This window comes from Flavobacterium sp. 5 (genome assembly GCF_002813295.1).
Lineage (GTDB): Bacteria > Bacteroidota > Bacteroidia > Flavobacteriales > Flavobacteriaceae > Flavobacterium.
The window spans coordinates 1284078-1302257 of the sequence record NZ_PHUE01000001.1 but is presented as its reverse complement, the minus strand read 5'-3'; the positions used below and the strand labels follow the sequence as shown (position 1 = coordinate 1302257).

General features: G+C 33.2%; 15 protein-coding genes. 6 read left to right on the top strand and 9 right to left on the bottom strand.

The features are described 5' to 3' along the window. Positions 1-62 precede the first annotated feature (62 nt). From CLU82_RS05335 to CLU82_RS05320, 4 genes are all read left to right on the top strand, one after another. Positions 63-476, top strand: a complete 414-nt coding sequence (locus CLU82_RS05335; protein WP_100842114.1) for a hypothetical protein — start codon at positions 63-65, stop codon at positions 474-476. A 63-nt stretch (positions 477-539) separates the two neighbouring features. Then, entirely contained in the window at positions 540-2552 is a 2013-nt protein-coding gene (locus CLU82_RS05330; protein ID WP_100842113.1) for a TonB-dependent siderophore receptor, read from the top strand. Positions 2553-2600: 48 nt separating this feature from the next. Beyond that, the gene (locus tag CLU82_RS05325) at positions 2601-2942 is read left to right on the top strand and encodes a heavy-metal-associated domain-containing protein (RefSeq protein ID WP_100842112.1); all 342 of its coding nucleotides are present in this window, start codon (positions 2601-2603) and stop codon (positions 2940-2942) included. A gap of 210 nt (positions 2943-3152) precedes the next feature. Continuing rightward, complete coding sequence (locus tag CLU82_RS05320) at positions 3153-3833, top strand: DedA family protein (RefSeq protein WP_100842111.1); 681 nt, start codon at positions 3153-3155, stop codon at positions 3831-3833. A 206-nt stretch (positions 3834-4039) separates the two neighbouring features. Here the strand turns inward: CLU82_RS05320 and groL are convergent, their stop codons facing one another. The 9 genes from groL to CLU82_RS05270 all read right to left on the bottom strand — a co-directional run bounded on the left by groL (position 4040) and on the right by CLU82_RS05270 (position 13490). Continuing rightward, positions 4040-5668 carry a chaperonin GroEL gene (gene groL, locus CLU82_RS05315; protein ID WP_100842110.1) on the bottom strand — a complete coding sequence of 543 codons (1629 nt, stop codon included), beginning with the start codon at positions 5666-5668 and terminating at the stop codon, positions 4040-4042. A 42-nt stretch (positions 5669-5710) separates the two neighbouring features. Next, positions 5711-5986, bottom strand: a complete 276-nt coding sequence (gene groES / locus CLU82_RS05310) for a co-chaperone GroES (RefSeq protein ID WP_100431955.1) — start codon at positions 5984-5986, stop codon at positions 5711-5713. Between the two features lie 133 nt (positions 5987-6119). Further along, the gene (gene secG / locus CLU82_RS05305; protein WP_100842109.1) at positions 6120-6464 is read right to left on the bottom strand and encodes a preprotein translocase subunit SecG; all 345 of its coding nucleotides are present in this window, start codon (positions 6462-6464) and stop codon (positions 6120-6122) included. An 11-nt stretch (positions 6465-6475) separates the two neighbouring features. Further along, on the bottom strand, positions 6476-7435 hold the full coding sequence (locus tag CLU82_RS05300) for a tetratricopeptide repeat protein (protein WP_100842108.1): 960 nt from the start codon (positions 7433-7435) through the stop codon (positions 6476-6478). A gap of 66 nt (positions 7436-7501) precedes the next feature. Next, positions 7502-8005 carry an LptE family protein gene (locus CLU82_RS05295; RefSeq protein WP_100842107.1) on the bottom strand — a complete coding sequence of 168 codons (504 nt, stop codon included), beginning with the start codon at positions 8003-8005 and terminating at the stop codon, positions 7502-7504. A gap of 102 nt (positions 8006-8107) precedes the next feature. Continuing rightward, positions 8108-9370, bottom strand: a complete 1263-nt coding sequence (locus tag CLU82_RS05290; RefSeq protein WP_100842106.1) for a sigma 54-interacting transcriptional regulator — start codon at positions 9368-9370, stop codon at positions 8108-8110. Between the two features lie 73 nt (positions 9371-9443). Continuing rightward, on the bottom strand, positions 9444-9833 hold the full coding sequence (locus CLU82_RS05285; protein ID WP_100842105.1) for a GxxExxY protein: 390 nt from the start codon (positions 9831-9833) through the stop codon (positions 9444-9446). A gap of 60 nt (positions 9834-9893) precedes the next feature. Continuing rightward, complete coding sequence (miaB, locus tag CLU82_RS05280) at positions 9894-11339, bottom strand: tRNA (N6-isopentenyl adenosine(37)-C2)-methylthiotransferase MiaB (RefSeq protein ID WP_100842104.1); 1446 nt, start codon at positions 11337-11339, stop codon at positions 9894-9896. A 567-nt stretch (positions 11340-11906) separates the two neighbouring features. Then, positions 11907-13490, bottom strand: a complete 1584-nt coding sequence (locus CLU82_RS05270) for a glycerol-3-phosphate dehydrogenase/oxidase (protein ID WP_100842102.1) — start codon at positions 13488-13490, stop codon at positions 11907-11909. Between the two features lie 799 nt (positions 13491-14289). Between CLU82_RS05270 and topA the strand changes: the two genes are divergently transcribed. After that, a complete protein-coding gene (topA, locus tag CLU82_RS05260) occupies positions 14290-16809 on the top strand; it encodes a type I DNA topoisomerase (RefSeq protein ID WP_100842100.1) in 2520 nt (839 codons plus the stop codon). 57 nt (positions 16810-16866) lie between these two features. Continuing rightward, positions 16867-18018: a formimidoylglutamase gene (locus CLU82_RS05255; RefSeq protein WP_100842099.1), complete on the top strand. Its 1152-nt coding sequence runs from the start codon at positions 16867-16869 to the stop codon at positions 18016-18018. Positions 18019-18180 lie beyond the last annotated feature (162 nt).

The following is an 18180-nucleotide window of genomic DNA, read 5'->3' as shown; positions in this document are numbered from 1 at the left end:
TCTTTTAAAAAGTTTAACAAGAGTTTGATTTTTTTAGAAAATAATAATGGTATTTTTGTACTATGAAAATTAAGAAGCAGATAAGCATACTTTTAGCATTTCTAATATTGGGTTCCAATGTTGGGTTTGCTTTTAATGTGCATTATTGCGGAAATAAAATTGCTTCTATTTCTTTGACTTCGACTAAACCATCAGTAGAACAAAAAGAAGAGGGATGTTGTCAGAAGAAAGCTCTCAAAAAAGATAGCTGTTGTAAAGACAAAAAAATCGTTCTTAAGGAAAAAGCAGATGATAGAATTATTAAATCTTTTTCTTTTCAATTTGATTATACTTTTTTGGTTCCAGAATACCAATCTACTTTTTTTAATGCTGTTCCTAGTTTTAAAAACAATGTATCACTTTCGTACTATTGTGATGCGAATGCACCGCCTCTTTACAAGCTGTATAGCCAATATCTCCTTTACGATAGATTATAATGTTTAATTTGAGTGAAACCATTTTGTGTGGTTTTGCAGATTTTAATCATTATAATATACATCATGAAAACACGAACAATATTACTTTTATTGCTGTTGTTGGTTTCTTTTGGAGTTTATTCACAAGATACCTTACGAGAAATAAAAGTGCAATCCAAGAAAAAGGGATTGCAAAAATCTTATACTCTTACAGGAAATACGACCTTAGTTACTAAAAAAGAATTGCTAAAAGCTGCCTGTTGTAACTTGGCCGAAAGTTTTGAAACAAATCCTACAATAGATGTCAATTTCTCGGATGCTTTAACAGGGACGAAACAAATCAAAATGCTAGGATTAACTAGTCCTTACTTAATGATGACTCAGGAAAATGTACCTTCTGTTCGAGGAGCTTCACAGGCTTATGGACTCTCTTTTACACCCGGTCCTTGGATCGAAAGTATTCAAATTACCAAAGGCGCTGGGAGCGTAGTAAATGGTTTTGAGAGTATTTCAGGTCAAATAAATACGGAATTAGTAAAGCCATTAACTGATGTTCCAATTTTGTTAAACGTCTATGGTTCTACAGATTCTCGTTTTGAATTAAATGCAAACCTTAATGCAAAATTGTCTGATAAATGGGCTACTAGTTTATTATTGCACGGTAATATTCGAGATTCTAAAATGGATAAAAATGAGGATGGTTTCTTAGATAATCCTTTGCAAAAACAAATCAATGTCCTCAATCGTTATCAGTATTATAATGCTGAAACTGGATGGGTTAGTTTTATCAATTTTCAATTTATGGATGATACTAAGCAAATGGGGCAATTTGATTTTAATCCAGATACTGATAAGGGAACAACTAATTCTTGGGGATCCGAAATTGATACCAAAAAGATTGATGTTTCTACGAAAATAGGTTATGTTTTTAAGGATAAACCATATCAAAGTATCGGTTTTCAGAACGCATTTTCAAGTTATAATCAAGATTCTTATTTTGGTTTGAATGGCTATAATATCAAGCAAAATAGTTTTTATTCGAATTTGATTTTTAATTCTATTATTGATAATGATAAAAATAAGTTTGCTACAGGGTTGAATTTTACCTATGATGATTATTCGGAGTTTGTTAATACAACAGATTATAGTAGAATAGATAACACAATGGGAGCTTTTTTCGAATACACTTATGATAATCATGATGATTTTAGTTTAATTCTTGGAGGAAGAATCGATTATGGTAACCGTTTAGGAGTTTTTGCAACACCAAGACTGCATTTAAAATATAATCCATGGGAGAAAGGAGTTCTTAGAGCTTCAGTGGGTAGAGGTAAGCGTCCAGCTAATATTTTTGCCGAAAATCAAGCGTTATTTGCAAGTTCCAGAACATTTGATATTATAAATTCAGGAGGTAAATTGTATGGATTGGATCCGGAAATTGCCTGGAATTATGGTATTAGTTTTATGCAAGGATTCCAATTATTTAATAGAAATGCAGATGTTACAGTCGATTTTTACAGAACTAATTTTCAGAACCAAATTGTGGTAGATATTATGGAGAGTCCGCAATCAGTGATTTTTCATAATTTGGATGGTGCTTCATTTGCTAATAGCTTTCAATTGGAGTTTAATTATGAATTGGCTAAACATTTAGAGTTGAGAACTGCTTATAAATACTATGATATCAAAACAGATTATTTATCAGGAAAATATCAAAGACCATTGCAGGCAGCACATCGTTTCTTTGGGAATTTAGGGTATGAAACTCATATTCTGGACAAAGGACAGCAGTGGAAATTTGATTTCACTTACAATTGGATAGGAGAGCAACAATTGCCTTATACAGCTTCAAATCCTGTTGACTATCAACTACCGGAGCATTCTCCAGCTTATTCTTTGATGAATGCTCAAATTACAAGAGTATTTTCTAGTACTTTTGAGGTATATGTGGGTGGTGAGAATATTGGGAATTATACTCAAAGCCCTGCTATCGTAGATTCGCAAAATCCTTTTGGTCCAAATTTTGATGCCACTATTTTGTATGCTCCAGTATTTGGACAGATGTATTATGCGGGCTTAAGATTTAAAATAAAATAAACAAAAAAATAGTTTCAATAAAGAAATAATAATTTAAAACATAAAATAATGAAAAATATAGTAATAGTAATTTGGTTGACTTTCGTAGGTTTATCAGTTTCAGCTCAAGAAAATAAAAATAAAAATGCAAAATATACTACCGAAGTAAATGGGAATTGCGAACAATGCCAAAAGAGAATTCAAAAAGCAGCTTATTCGGTTCCTGGAGTGAAATCGGCTACTTGGAATATTGAAACCCATCAGTTGAGTGTCATTATAAACGAAGAGAAATGTTCTATGGCTGATGTGAAAAAAGCGATTGCAAAAGTAGGGCATGATACAGATGGGATGAAAGCAACTAAAGAAGATTATGATAAACTTCATTCATGTTGTCAATATGATAGATTATAGCCTATTTTTAAGAGATTATAATGAGCAATGATTTGTGTAAATTAATTTTATGCACTTTCGTGAACTGAAAATAAAAGCATCAAAAGAATAGGTCAATTTCGGTGCTTTTATTTGTTTTGTAATCGTTAATAAAATTTTAAAATAGAGTATTGTATTGTGGTTCACCTAAATTATACTTAATTTCACACCCTAAATAAAACACAAGAATTTATGAATAACTTTGATTGGACCCAATTAGTAAATCCTGAATTTTATATAACTTTTACAATTGGTGGCGTTCAACTAGGTTTGTATATAGTTTTATTTATCGTTTTTGCTGAAACTGGTCTTTTTGCCGGTTTTTTTCTGCCTGGCGATAGTTTACTTTTTCTTTCGGGAATTTATAGCCGTGATTTGATTCAGAATTTTCTTTTTATAGAAAGCGATTTTATAAATCTTGTTTTGCTTTCATCGTTAGTAGCATTAGCGGGTGTTTTAGGAAATATGGTTGGGTATTGGTTTGGAGCCAAAAGCGGGTATTATTTATACAATAGAGAAGATACTTTTTTGTTTAAGAAGAAGTATTTAATTCAGTCTAAAGAGTTTTTTGAGAAACATGGAGGCAGAGCAATCATTTACGCTAGGTTTTTGCCCATTGTAAGAACTTTTGCTCCGATAGTTGCTGGTATTGGTAGTATGGATAAGAAAAAATTCATGTTTTTCAATATATTAAGTTCAATTTTGTGGTCGTTTATATTGATATTTTCGGGTCATTATTTATATGGTTTTTGTATAGATCAGTGGGGAATTGACTTAAAAGAGCATATTGAAAAAATTGTGATAGGAATAATTCTAATATCAACGTTGCCAGTTTTTCTAAAATTGATAAAGAAAAAAGTTGTTGCCAAATAATTAAAAATAGATTTCTTTAGAAAAAGAAAAAACCGTCTTGTTGATTTATAAACAAGACGGTTTTTTTTATGAGGATTATTTGTAAAATTCATACTTCTTTATTAATTGATTTTAGAATCTTAGAAATATAAAATAAAAAAATCCGTCAAGAAAAAATCAAGACGGATTTATTGTAATGGACTCTTTTTAAAATCCAATGCTCTTTTTTACATCATGCCTGGCATACCGCCACCCATGTGTCCGCCACCAGCATTTTCTTCTTTAATATCGATTAATGCACATTCAGTTGTTAAAATCATACCTGCAACCGAAGCAGCATTCTCTAAAGCTACACGGGTTACTTTTTTAGGATCGATAATACCAGCTTTTAACATATCTACATATTCGTCTGTTTTAGCATTATATCCATAATCGCCTTTTCCTTCAGCAACTTTAGCCACAACAACAGAACCTTCAAGACCTGCGTTTTCAACAATTGTTCTTAAAGGAGATTCTATAGCGCGAGAAATAATTTTAATTCCTGTAGCTTCATCTGGATTGTCAGCTTTTAGAGCTTCAAGTGATTGTTTTGCTCTTAATAAAGCAACACCTCCACCAGCTACAATTCCTTCTTCAACAGCAGCACGTGTAGCATGAAGTGCATCATCAACACGGTCTTTTTTCTCTTTCATTTCTACTTCAGAAGCAGCACCTACATAAAGAACAGCAACACCACCAGCTAATTTAGCTAAACGCTCTTGTAATTTTTCTTTGTCATAATCAGAAGTCGTAGTTTCCATTTGACCTTTGATTTGGTTAACACGATTTTTAATCATGTCAGCTTCTCCAGCACCACTAACAATAGTTGTATTGTCTTTGTCAATGTTTACTCTTTTTGCAGTTCCCAACATTTCGATAGTGGTGTTCTCTAAAGTATATCCTCTTTCTTCAGAAATTACAGTTCCACCTGTTAAGATTGCGATGTCTTCTAACATTGCTTTTCTTCTGTCACCAAAACCAGGAGCTTTTACAGCTGCGATTTTTAATGCACCACGCAATTTGTTTACTACCAAAGTAGATAATGCTTCACCGTCAACATCTTCAGCAATAATTAATAATGGTTTTCCAGATTGAGCTACTGGCTCAAGAACTGGCAATAATTCTTTTAAAGAAGATACTTTTTTGTCATACAAAAGAATGTATGGACTTTCTAATTCTGCTTCCATTTTTTCAGGATTAGTCACAAAATAAGGAGAAAGATATCCTCTGTCAAATTGCATTCCTTCAACGACGTCTACATAAGTATCAGTTCCTTTAGCTTCTTCTACAGTGATTACACCTTCTTTTCCTACTTTTGCGAAAGCATTAGCGATTAATTCACCAATTACTTCGTCATTGTTTGCAGAAATAGATGCAATTTGTTTTATTTTATCTGAGTCACTTCCAACTACTTTAGCTTGTTTAGCAAGATCAGCAACAATAGCTTCAACTGCTTTATCAATACCACGTTTCAAATCCATTGGGTTTGCTCCGGCAGCAACGTTTTTCAAACCTTCTTTTACGATAGCTTGTGCCAAAACTGTAGCAGTTGTAGTTCCGTCTCCAGCTAAGTCGTTAGTTTTTGAAGCTACTTCTTTAACCATTTGAGCTCCCATGTTTTCTAATGGGTCTTTTAATTCGATCTCTTTTGCAACAGAAACACCATCTTTAGTAACTGTTGGTCCACCAAAAGATTTTCCAATAATTACGTTACGACCTTTTGGTCCAAGAGTTACTTTTACTGCATTTGCTAATGCGTCAACACCACGTTTTAATCCGTCACGTGCCTCAATATCAAATTTTATATCTTTTGCCATTTTATTGTTTATTTGTTGGTTCGTTTATTTGTGTATTTGATTTTAGATGATTGCTAAAATGTCGTCTTCACGCATAATCAAATAATCTTTTCCTTCAAGTTTTAATTCAGTTCCAGCATATTTTCCATAAAGTACGGTATCGCCAATTTTTACAGTCATAGTATGGTCTTTTGTCCCATTTCCTACAGCTACTACTGTTCCTTTTTGCGGTTTCTCTTTGGCTGTATCTGGAATAAAAATTCCTGACGCTGTTTTCGTTTCAGCAGCAACTGGTTCGATAAGAACTCTATCTGAAAGTGGTTTAATGTTTAAAGTCATGATTTTTATATTTATGTTATATTTACTGTGTTTGTCTTTTCAGAAATTATGCCATAGCGGATAAACTGACATTTTTTCTTATAAAAAATGCCAGCTTTGACAGGCTGGCATTTTATGTATTTATGTAAACAAATTATTTTGCTGGAGTTGCAGGTGCAGGTGTGTTTTGTGCAGGTGCGTTTTGAGCTGGAGCATTTGTTTTTGGAGCTGTAGTTTCAGTATTGTCAATAATTTTTGAATCTGAATCGCTTAAAGTTCCTGTGAAACTCAAACCAGAAAGTAAGATTAATGCAATTAATATAGTTGCCAATGTCCAAGTACTTTTGTCTAAGAAATCAGTAGTTTTTTGTACACCACCTAACATTTGAGAACCACTTATTGTAGAAGAAAGTCCACCACCTTTAGGATTTTGAACCATGATTACTACGATCAATAGAAAACATACTATTGTAATTAAAACTAAAAAAATTGAAAACATACTATTTATTATTAATTGTTATTTTGTTGTACTATTTTAATATCCTTTATACGGTCTGCAAAGAAACTACTTTTTTCTGGATATTTCAAAATTAATATTTCATAAGCTTGTATCGCTTTTTGATATTTTTTTTGCTCCAAATAAACTTTAGCTAAAGTCTCGGTCATTAAATAAGAATTATCTTCTTTGTTAAGATCCAGACTCGGAGTAAAGACTACTCCGGGTTTTATTGGTGGAATTTTTGGACTGGTTTCTATGAACTTATTGATTAATTCTGCTTTTTTCTTTTTGTTTTCCTCAATAATAGGATCTGGTTCTATTGCCATACTAGGGTCTTCTTTTGGATTTTCTCTTATTATAGGTTCTATCCTTGATATTTGAAGCCATTGATGGAATGAATGCGTTTCGAATTTTGAAAAATCTATTGGTTTTCCAATTTCTAATTTTTTTTCAGCTTCAGTTGGTACTTCCTCAATTTTTGTTGGTGTAGCTTCTTTAATAGTATCAAGAATTGATTGTTCAATATTTTTATCAATTTCTATTTTATCAATAAAGAGAGAATTATTTGGAATTGGATTTGTATTGGCTTCTTTTATGGATGTTAAAATAGAATGTTCCAAAGGAGTTGTTTTGACTGCCGGAATTTCTTCTTTCTCTATTATTTGACTACCAACCACAGTTATATTGAGTAACTCTTCTATTTTTTTCTCGTAGGTCTTTTTTTGAATTGCTGTAAATGACTCAGAAGTTATAAAATCAAATAGAACACTTCGGTCCGTTGTATGAGCTGCGGCTATTTTTAAAGCAAAATTGTATTTGTAGCTATTTTGATTGTAAAGTCCCTTTAGACGCAACGCTCTTGCGCTTTGAAAAAATGGAAATTCATCCAATACTTTTTCCAAAGCAACCGTTTGAGTTTCGTCGATTTCCTCAGGTTGATTTAATAAATAATTATAACTACTAACGTTCATTTTTTAAGTATTCAGTATTTTGGGTGTTTATGATTTTATTTATAATGTTCTTAATGGAACACTATTTTACCATTTAGCTAATGATTCATTGAAAATGTCTTGCGTAATTCTTTCAAAAATTTCTTTAATAGCAGCATCTTTGGTAGCTCCTGTTAATTGTGTGCTTGCTGGATAATCGTAATAAAACTCAAAAGGTTTTTCGAAATCATCTTTCTCTTTGTTTTTATTAGTAAATCTAACATTTACTCTGATTTTTAATCGGTTTTGAGCGGCTTTTTGATCGGCAGTTGCAGTCATTGGACTAATTCTGTAATCTGTAATTTCACCTTCATATGTTAAATCAGCTCCGTTTTTTACCAAGTGTAAATTAGTTTGATTCTGAATTAAGTCTTGTAAAGTAAGCGTAAAATTCCTGTCAAGACCAGGTTCAATAAGATCGGAATTGTTAGGGAAAAAATTCACTTGGTATGTATTAGCATCAATTTTACCAGTTCCAGTAAAGTTATAAACAGAACAGCTATTTGTAGTGATCAGAATAACAAGTAGTATTAGTAAGTGTATTTTTTTCATATTGTGTTAGTAAAATGCTTATTCTTAAATGAATACTGGAAAAGCAAATATTTTTTCAAAAGTAACCTTTTTTTGATATTGAGTTTTGTTTTTTATTTGTTTTTACAAATCAAATTGCTTGATTTTTCGATATAAAGTACGTTCCGAAATTCCTAATTCATCTGCAGCTGCTTTTCGTTTTCCTTTGTTTTTTTCTAATGATTTTTTAATCATTTCGATTTCTTTTTGTTCAAGCCTTAATATTTCTTCCTCTTCAATAGTTTCTGCTAGAAGATAATTGTTAGAATCTTGTTCTTCGTATTCCTCTTCTCTATTAGAATTGGATAAAAATTGAGTTCTTGGTTCTTCTTCAAAATCTATTTCACTGTCTTCTTCTTTGTTACCATATATTTTGGTAATGAGAGATTTGTTGGTTTCTTGGACTTTGGTGCTGCCATTTTGCATCAATTCCAAAGTTAATTTTTTCAAATCATGTAAATCACTTTTCATATCAAAAAGGACTTTATATAAAATCTCTCTTTCGGTATTAAAATCGCTATCGCCTTTTTTATCTTTTATCACAGAAGGCAAAGTATTATTATCTTCAGAAGGTAAATACGATTGTAGAGTAACAGAATTAATATCTCTGTTGGTTTCTAATACTGATATTTGCTCAGCAACATTTCGTAATTGTCGGATGTTACCGCTCCAACGAAATTTTTGCAAAAGCAAAATAGCACTTTCTTCTAGTCTCAGAGGAGGCATTTTGTATTTATTAGCAAAGTCGGAAACAAATTTTCGGAACAATAAATGAATGTCTTCTTTTCGTTCTCTTAAAGGAGGCAGTACAATATCTACAGTACTTAAACGATAGTATAAATCCTCACGGAATTTTCCTTTTTCAATAGCTTTAAATAAATTGACATTGGTAGCAGCTACGATTCTGACATTTGTTTTTTGAACTAGTGAAGATCCAACTTTTAGGAATTCCCCATTTTCTAAAACACGTAACAAACGAACTTGAGTAGTTAGTGGTAATTCTCCAACTTCATCAAGGAAAATAGTTCCGCCGTTGGCAACTTCAAAATAACCTTCACGAGTGCTGGTTGCACCTGTAAAAGCTCCTTTCTCATGACCAAAAAGTTCACTGTCAATAGTTCCTTCTGGAATAGCTCCGCAGTTTACTGCGATATATTTTCCATGTTTTCGGTGTGACAAGGAGTGAATAATCTTTGGAATACTCTCTTTTCCTACACCACTTTCTCCAGCTACCAAAACCGAAATATCAGTAGGAGCAACCTGAATGGCTTTTTCTATCGCACGATTAAGCTTTGGGTCATTCCCAATAATCTCAAATCGTTGTTTTATATTTTGAATACTTTCCATAATTTTTAGCTATGAAGCAATTTCATTATTTTTATTTAACCACAAATTACACAAATTTTCGCAAATTCTTATTTTAAGTATTTATCAATCTTTTGTGAACTAATGATTTGTTTTGAAAATTTGCAATTATTCCAATTGGAGTATCTGCTAATTTCATATAATTCAATGTTTGAGCAAGATGCTCATTACTGATTTCTTTTACTGATTTTACTTCGAGAATAATATCATTATAGACTACAAAATCTGCATAAAATTTATGTGGTAAAATAATTCCTTTGTATTCTACACTGTATTCTTTTTCCCTTTCGTATGGAATGTTATGACTTTTGAATTCTATCTCTAAGGCATCTTTGTAAATGATTTCAAGTAAACCTGGGCCTAATAATCGATGAACTTCCATACATAGACCTACAATTTTATAATTTTCATCCTTCTTGTAATAATACTCAGTAGAGTCAGTCATATTGAACTTATTTAAAAAAATGAATTTGTGAAAATTTGTGTAATTTGTGGTCAAAAAAAATTAATTCATTTCAGAATATCCAACAGCTTCACCTTTCAAAGTTCCACTGGTGCAGCTTGTAATTTTTACATTAACAAAATCTCCAATTTTATAATCCTCTTTTGGAAAAACAACTGTAATACTTTGTGAATTTCTTCCTGAAAACTCTTCTTTAGATTTTTTAGAAACTTTCTCAACCAAAACTTCTACGGTCTTTCCAATAAATTCCTCAGAGCGAAACCAAGCGTGTTTTTGTTGCAAATCGACAATTTCCTGCAATCTTCGTGCTTTAGTTTCTTCTGGAACATCATCTTTCATTTTTCTTCCCGCCAAAGTTCCTGGACGTTCCGAATAGCTGTACATATAACCAAAGTTATATTTTACATACTCCATCAAACTCAAAGTGTCTTGATGATCTTCCTCAGTCTCTGTAGGGAATCCCGAAATCATATCTTGCGAAATAGCACCATCAGGAATAATAGAGCGAATTTTATCAATCAAAGCCATGTATTCTTCTCTGCTGTGCAAACGATTCATTTCTTTCAGGATTCTGTTACTTCCCGATTGAACAGGTAGGTGAATATGTTTGCAAATATTTGGATATTTTGCAATAACATGCAAAATGCTTTCGTGCATATCTTGCGGATTCGAAGTCGAAAAACGAATACGCATTTTTGGGAAACCAACCGCTACCATTTCAAGTAATTGATCAAAATCTACAGCTGTTGCTTGTTGCATTTCAGTAGCATTAACAAAGTCTTTCTTTAATCCTCCGCCATACCACAAGTAACTATCAACATTTTGTCCTAAAAGTGTAATTTCCTTAAATCCTTTACTCCATAAATCTTGAATTTCATTCATGATACTTTGTGGCTCACGACTGCGTTCACGACCGCGGGTAAAAGGAACCACACAAAATGTACACATATTATCGCAACCTCTTGTAATCGAAACCAAAGCTGTAATCCCGTTGCTCATCAATCGAACAGGGGAGATGTCTCCGTAAGTTTCTTCTTTTGACAAAACAACATTTATCGCATCGCGACCATCTTCAACTTCACTTAATAAATTCGGTAAATCTTTATAGGCATCAGGACCAACAACAAGGTCAACGATTTTCTCTTCATCAAGAAATTTTTCTTTCAAACGTTCCGCCATACAACCCAAAACTCCAACTTTCATCTTCGGATTTATACGTTTCACTGCATTATATTTCTCTAAACGCTTGCGAATTGTTTGTTCAGCTTTATCGCGAATTGAACACGTATTAACCAAAACCAAATCGGCTTCTTCCAAAACCGAAGTAGTATTATATCCTCCATCAGACAATATAGAAGCGACAATTTCGCTATCCGAAAAATTCATCGCACAGCCGTAACTCTCTATAAAAAGTTTTTTAGTATTCTCTGGTTTATGTTCTAGTACAAGGCTATCCCCTTGTTTGCTTTCTTCAATTATCTTTTCCATTAGGGTATTTTCAAAGCGCAAATATACGGCAATTGCGGTGATTATGACAAGATGTCAGCCGAAGAATTAACAACTTTTTATATAGTTTATAACGGGTAGGGTTTTTAGGAGTTAATTCCAGCTTTTCGTTACAAGTCCTCACAAAAAAAGTAAAGTTTCCAAAGTGCTAGAAAGAGCTTCCGTTGGTCGCTTTTCTTTCACAGGAAACTTTTGCTTTTTTTGCTCCGGGCTTTTCACTTCAATCGGGACTAGGGCATTTGGTTTCAAAATAGATTTGGTTTTAAATCCAGTATTTGATTGTCGATATATGTCGCTCCGATGGAGCTCGGGTTAAAATGCATTTACGGTCTATAAATATTGCACTCCTATGGAGTTTTTTAATCAAGCTAAACAATGGTGAAATGCTATGGTTTATAAATATTGCACATCTAGTTTTTTTAAATGAAGCCACAGCGTGGCGAAATATTTATAGAAAATCAAAAATTGGCAGTCTATCTGGAGCTCCATCGGAGCGGAATTATTAAGGTAATTATAATCGAGTTCAGGTTTTGATAGATTCAATTGTTTTTATGAAACCCGAAATTCTTTCAAAAGAAACCCATTGGCAACATTCTTAAAATTTGCCAGTTGATTTTGAATCCAAATTTCATCATGTCCCAATTCATCAGCCAGTAAGTGAGCAACTTTATTAGAACATTCAATTGAAGCTCTTGCATCCAAAAACAACAACCTAACACGTCTCGCCAAAACATCTTCAACAGTTGTAGCCATTTCATTTCGAATTGCCCAAACCACCTCCGCTAAAGTGTAATCATAATTAGGATGAAGTTTCTCTTTTAGTTCGGGTTCACTTTTTTGAAGTTGTAGAATACTTATTTTATCTGTTCCGTAAACAAACAAGTGATTTTCAAAATCTTTAATACTATTCTTTCTATTTCCGTGAATAGATAAGGTTTTGGTTTTGCATTTGCGCTTGCGTAATTGGTGGACTTCAATGGTTTTGTCTACAATATCTTCTGCGATTTTGCGGTAGGTTGTCCATTTTCCACCCGTGATGGTGATTAATCCAGTTTCAGAAACAATTATTTTGTGGCTTCTCGAAACTTCTTTAGTGCTTTGTCCTTTATTTTCGGGCGCAACAAGAGGTCGCAATCCTGCAAAAACCGAAAGTACGTCAGCTCGCGTTGGAGTTTTAGTTAAGTATCTTTGTGCTGTTTCTAATACAAAATCGATTTCTTCTTCCAGTGCTATTGGTTCCAATTCCGATTTCTTTACTAAAGTATCTGTAGTTCCCACTACAATTTTATCATGCCAAGGCACTGCAAAAAGAACTCTTCCATCACTCGTTTTTGGAATCATCAAAGCATGGTCTCCCGGTAAAAATGATTTATCAAAAACTAAATGGATTCCTTGGCTTGGCACAATATATTTTTTATAATCAGTATCGTTTAGTTTCATAATCGCATTGGTGAAAACACCAGTTGCATTAATCACCGCTTTGCCTTTTATAGTGTATTGTTTTTGGGTTTCCTCGTCAATAGTTACGATTCCGATGATTTTGTTATTATCATTTTTTAAGAGTTGAGTGACCTTACAATGATTGAGTACACAAGCTCCTTTTTCTATTGCAGTTTGTGCCAAATTTATAGCCAATCGAGAGTCGTCAAATTGTCCATCGTGGTAGAGTACTCCGCTTCTTAGTCCTTTTTCTTTTATGGATGGAAGTAATGAAAGTGTTTTTTCTTTGGATAAATACTTTGAAGTTCCAAGGCTTAATTTATCTGCTAAATGATCGTAAAATTTTAATCCTAAAGTATAGAAAATCCCTCCCCACCAGTTGTAATTAGGAATAATGAAGGATTCGTTTTTTGTGAGGTGTTTTGCATTTCTCATCATTAACCCTCTTTCTTTTAAGGCTTCTATAACTAATGCAAAATTGCCTTGCTCTAAGTAGCGAACACCTCCGTGAATTAATTTGGTACTTCGGCTTGAAGTACCTTTCGCAAAATCGACCGCTTCTAAAAGTAGTGTTTTGTAACCTCTGCTAGCCGAATCGACCGCAGTTCCTAATCCATTAGCGCCTCCGCCAATGATGATGATGTCCCAAATTTGTTTTTCTTCGAGTTTTTTTAGTTGCTCTATTCTATTCATCGGGCGGTTGTCTAAGTTTAGATTGGGTTGTTCGTAGTTAAATTTAAGTAATTAACTTATATATTTTGTTTTTGAATATATTAATTATCGATTGAGGTATAATATATAGGTATAAGTTAGTTTTTAATTGTGAATTGCTAATTAGGGATTGTATGGATGATAAGTGAGGTGTTGTTGATTATGCTAAAAACCCCAAGTTTGGGGTTTCGGACTCCAAGTTTGGCGTTCCGAACCCCATCGATGGCGTTGGAGACGTAAAGTTTGGCGTCCTATAACCCCAAACTTTAGGTTCTTGACGCCAAATTTGACGTTAGGAACGTGAAATTTGGCGTTCGCGACGTGAAATTTGGGGTTGTATAACGCCATTCATGGAGTCTTGGACGCCAAACTTGGGGTTCAGAACGTCAAAAATGGGATTATTGGCAGTAAATGGTATTGATTTTCAAAATGCTTAATGTTTTCAAAATACCAAAATATCTCTCTTTAGCCCCGATAGTAGTGAAAATCCTTGTTGCCCGGGGTTCGGGCGACAAGATTGAAACGAATAGCGGGTACCATGCTTCTTAAAATGCCTATTGCTTCTGCTCCTTAAAAAAATTAGTTTATTAGTAAGGTTTCTGATTTCTTCTTTTGCTTATTTGGAACTTACAATTAATGTGTTTAGAGTTGTGAAATAGGTCAATTTGGTTTGTTTTGAACGGTAAGAATGATTGTTTATCGGATTTAAATCGTTTTTAAAATCAATGAAAGGGTGATATTTAAAAAAAAAAATTACTTTTGCGATTCAAACAAAAGCAATATGGCAAAGAATTTAGTGATAGTTGAGTCCCCTGCAAAGGCGAAAACAATCGAAAAATTTCTAGGAAGTGATTATCAGGTTGAGTCAAGTTATGGACATATCGCCGATTTACCTTCTAAAGAAATTGGGGTTGATGTCGAAAATGGATTTAAACCCAAATACGAAGTTTCTGCAGATAAGAAAGCGTTAGTGTCCAAATTAAAAACCTTAGCTAAAAATGCCGATATGGTTTGGTTAGCAAGTGATGAGGACCGCGAGGGTGAGGCTATTTCTTGGCATTTGGCGGAAGAATTGAAACTTAAAAAAGAGAAAACCAAACGTATTGTTTTTCATGAGATTACCAAAACTGCTATTCTTAAAGCGATTGATAATCCTCGTGAAATTGACTATAATTTAGTTAATGCACAACAAGCTCGTAGAGTCTTGGATCGTTTAGTAGGTTATGAATTGTCTCCAGTACTTTGGAGAAAAGTAAAAGGTGGTTTGTCTGCTGGTCGTGTTCAGTCGGTTTCAGTTCGTTTGATTGTTGAAAGAGAACGTGAAATTCAGAATTTTAAAGCTGTAGCAACGTATTCGGTAGTGGCTGAATTTACTAACGAAGCTGGAAAATCTTTCAAAGCTAAACTTCCAAAAAACTTCAATACTAAAAAAGAGGCCGAAGATTTCTTGAAAAAGAATATCGGTTCTATATATAAGGTAGCAGATTTAGAAACTAAACCTACCAAAAAATCACCAACAGCTCCTTTTACAACTTCAACTTTGCAACAAGAGGCTGCTAGGAAATTATATTTGCCAGTTGGAATCACTATGCAGTTGGCGCAACGTTTATACGAAGCTGGACTTATAACCTATATGAGAACGGATAGTGTGAATTTATCGAAAGATGCTATGGATGCGGCCCAGGCTGAAATCATCAAGTCTTACGGAAAAGAATTTTCGTTTCCACGTACTTTCGTAAACAAAAGCAAAGGTGCACAGGAAGCTCACGAAGCGATTCGTCCTACTGACATGTCACGTCACACGGTGAACATTGATAGAGACCAAGCGCGTTTGTATGATTTGATTTGGAAAAGAACTTTAGCCTCACAAATGAGTGAAGCAAAGCTAGAACGTACCAATGTTAAAATTGAAGCGAATAATCATGATGAAGTTTTTACAGCTTCGGGTGAGGTTTTGCTTTTTGAAGGTTTCTTGAAAGTGTATCTTGAAGGAAATGATGATGACGAAGAAGAGCAAGAAGGAATGTTGCCTGCTATGAAGGTTAACGAAAAATTGCAAAACAATTATATTACTGCAACCGAAAGATATTCGAGAGCAGCTGCACGATATACAGAGGCTTCTTTGGTGAAAAAATTAGAAGAGCTTGGAATTGGGCGTCCATCTACTTATGCACCAACTATTTCTACGATTATCAACAGAAATTATGTTGAAAAAGGGAATTTAGAAGGTCAGGAACGTAATTATACGCAATTGACTTTACAGTCTGATAAATTGGCTGAGAAGTTACTTAAAGAAAATACAGGTTCGGATAAAGGAAAATTAGTACCTACAGATATTGGTACGATTGTTACTGATTTCTTGGTTAAGAATTTTGGTAATATTTTGGATTATAATTTTACTGCGAAAGTAGAACATGATTTTGACGAAATCGCCGAAGGTAACATCGAATGGACTAAAATGATGCAAGAGTTTTACAATGAATTTCATCCAACGGTGAAAGATGTTGAAGCTAATGCTGATAGAGAAAGCGGAGAACGTATACTAGGAGTTGATCCAGAATCTGGTAAACCAGTTTCGGTTCGTTTAGGGAAATTTGGACCAATGTCTCAAATTGGAGATGCCGAAGATGAAGATAAAAAGTTTGCTAGTCTAAGACATGAGCAAAACATTGGTAATATTACTTTAGAAGAAGCTTTGAATTTGTTTTTGCTTCCGAAAAATTTGGGTCTTTATAAAGAAGAAGAAGTAGAAGTAAGTAATGGTCGTTTTGGTCCTTATGTACGACATGGAAGCGTTTTTATTTCCTTGCCAAGAGGAGAAGATCCATTGGATGTTTCAATGGTAAGAGCTCAGGAATTAATTGATGAAAAAGCTATTGCTGATGCGCCAATTGCTATTTATAAAGGAGAAGGTGTGCAAAAAGGTACGGGTCGTTTTGGTCCTTTTATTAAATGGAATGGAATCTTTATAAATGTAAGCAAGAAGTATGATTTTGATAATCTTTCACAATCTGATATTGAAGCTTTAATAGAAGATAAATTACAGAAGAATATTGATAAAGTACTTCATAACTGGGAAGACGAAGGTATATTAGTAGAAAAAGCTCGTTGGGGGCGTTCTGTAATAACAAAAGGCAAAATAAAAATTGAGCTTAGTAAAGATGTTGATGCAACAAAGTTGACATTAGTTGAGGTTCAGGAAATGATTGCCAAAAAAACGCCAGCTAAAAAAGTTGCTGCTAAAAAAACAACAGCAGCCAAGAAGCCTGCTGCTAAGAAACCAGCGGTTAAAAAGAAATAAAGAATTAGATTCAATTAATCTTAGATTATTCTGAGGGAATATAGAAATAAATATAAAATGGAGTTTGATTTTTTAGTACCATTAGATAGTGATATTCTAAAGTATATACAGGATTTGTCTGCTCAACATTTGGGCAGTAAAATTGTACTACATACTAACGACTCGGTTCCAGATTTAGACAAGATTAATATTGCGATAATTGGTGTTCTTGATAATAGTGGTGATAAAAAAGCAATAGTTGATGTTGATTTAAATGCGATTCGAAAAGAATTGTATGGTATGTTTCCTGGTAATTGGAAAGCAAGTATTGCTGATTTAGGAGATGTCCTTGCAGGAAATTCGAAAGAGGATACTTATTTTGCTGTAAAAAAAATAACATCAGGTTTAATAAAAAGAAAAATTATCCCAATAGTTATAGGTGGGTCACAAGATATAACTTACTCACTTTATAGGGCTTACGATGATTTAGAGCAAATGGTAAACTTGGTTTCTATAGATAGCAAGTTTGATTTTGGAAAAGAAAATGAAGCAATAAGTTCTAATTCATTTTTAACAAAAATAATTATAGATGAGCCTAATAATTTATTTAATTTTTGTAATATTGGCTACCAGACCTATTATAATTCTCAAGAGGAGATTGACTTGATTGAGAAGTTGTTTTTTGATGCCTATCGCTTAGGAGAAGTTTCAAATAATATTTCGATTTCAGAGCCTGTTTTCAGAGATGCTGATTTAGTAAGTATAGATTTAAATGCAATAAAATCATCTGATTCAGGTAATTTTATAGATTTTAATCCGAATGGTTTTAATGGTAAGGAAATATGTTCTTTGTCTAGATATGCAGGGATAAGTGATAAGGTAAGCTCATTTGGAGTTTTTAATCATAATAATTCCAAACAAGAAGCGGTGATAGTTGCACAAATTTGTTGGTATTTTATCGAAGGGTATCATTATCGATCAAATGAGTACCCTTTTGGAAGCAGAGAGAATTATTTAAAGTATATTGTTCCACTTGAAGAAGAGGATTTAGTTTTTTATAAAAGTGATAAAACAGATAGGTGGTGGATTGAGATTCCATTTGTTTTAAGTTCAAGCAATAAACTGAAAAAAAATACGTTATTACCCTGTTCTTATGAGGAGTATTTGGCAGCTTGTAATCAAGAAATGCCAGAAAGATGGTGGAAAGCACAGCGAAAGAATATAGTGTAAGATTTTAGTTTTTGTGAGCTTATAGAATATATAGTAAAAATGTTAATTTTGTGTGAATATTTAAAATATTTATCTAATACTTACAAATTTTTTAAAAGAGTGTTTTTTATCGCTTTTTTGCAACACATAAGCGATAAAATATTTTTTTTTAAGAATTTTTAA

Coding starts and splice junctions, on each gene's coding strand:
- CLU82_RS05335 (WP_100842114.1), top strand. CDS start 63: ATGAAAATTAAGAAGCAGATAAGCATACTTTTAGCATTTCTAATATTG.
- CLU82_RS05330 (WP_100842113.1), top strand. CDS start 540: ATGAAAACACGAACAATATTACTTTTATTGCTGTTGTTGGTTTCTTTT.
- CLU82_RS05325 (WP_100842112.1), top strand. CDS start 2,601: ATGAAAAATATAGTAATAGTAATTTGGTTGACTTTCGTAGGTTTATCA.
- CLU82_RS05320 (WP_100842111.1), top strand. CDS start 3,153: ATGAATAACTTTGATTGGACCCAATTAGTAAATCCTGAATTTTATATA.
- groL (WP_100842110.1), bottom strand. CDS start 5,668: ATGGCAAAAGATATAAAATTTGATATTGAGGCACGTGACGGATTAAAA.
- groES (WP_100431955.1), bottom strand. CDS start 5,986: ATGACTTTAAACATTAAACCACTTTCAGATAGAGTTCTTATCGAACCA.
- secG (WP_100842109.1), bottom strand. CDS start 6,464: ATGTTTTCAATTTTTTTAGTTTTAATTACAATAGTATGTTTTCTATTG.
- CLU82_RS05300 (WP_100842108.1), bottom strand. CDS start 7,435: ATGAACGTTAGTAGTTATAATTATTTATTAAATCAACCTGAGGAAATC.
- CLU82_RS05295 (WP_100842107.1), bottom strand. CDS start 8,005: ATGAAAAAAATACACTTACTAATACTACTTGTTATTCTGATCACTACA.
- CLU82_RS05290 (WP_100842106.1), bottom strand. CDS start 9,370: ATGGAAAGTATTCAAAATATAAAACAACGATTTGAGATTATTGGGAAT.
- CLU82_RS05285 (WP_100842105.1), bottom strand. CDS start 9,833: ATGACTGACTCTACTGAGTATTATTACAAGAAGGATGAAAATTATAAA.
- miaB (WP_100842104.1), bottom strand. CDS start 11,339: ATGGAAAAGATAATTGAAGAAAGCAAACAAGGGGATAGCCTTGTACTA.
- CLU82_RS05270 (WP_100842102.1), bottom strand. CDS start 13,490: ATGAATAGAATAGAGCAACTAAAAAAACTCGAAGAAAAACAAATTTGG.
- topA (WP_100842100.1), top strand. CDS start 14,290: ATGGCAAAGAATTTAGTGATAGTTGAGTCCCCTGCAAAGGCGAAAACA.
- CLU82_RS05255 (WP_100842099.1), top strand. CDS start 16,867: ATGGAGTTTGATTTTTTAGTACCATTAGATAGTGATATTCTAAAGTAT.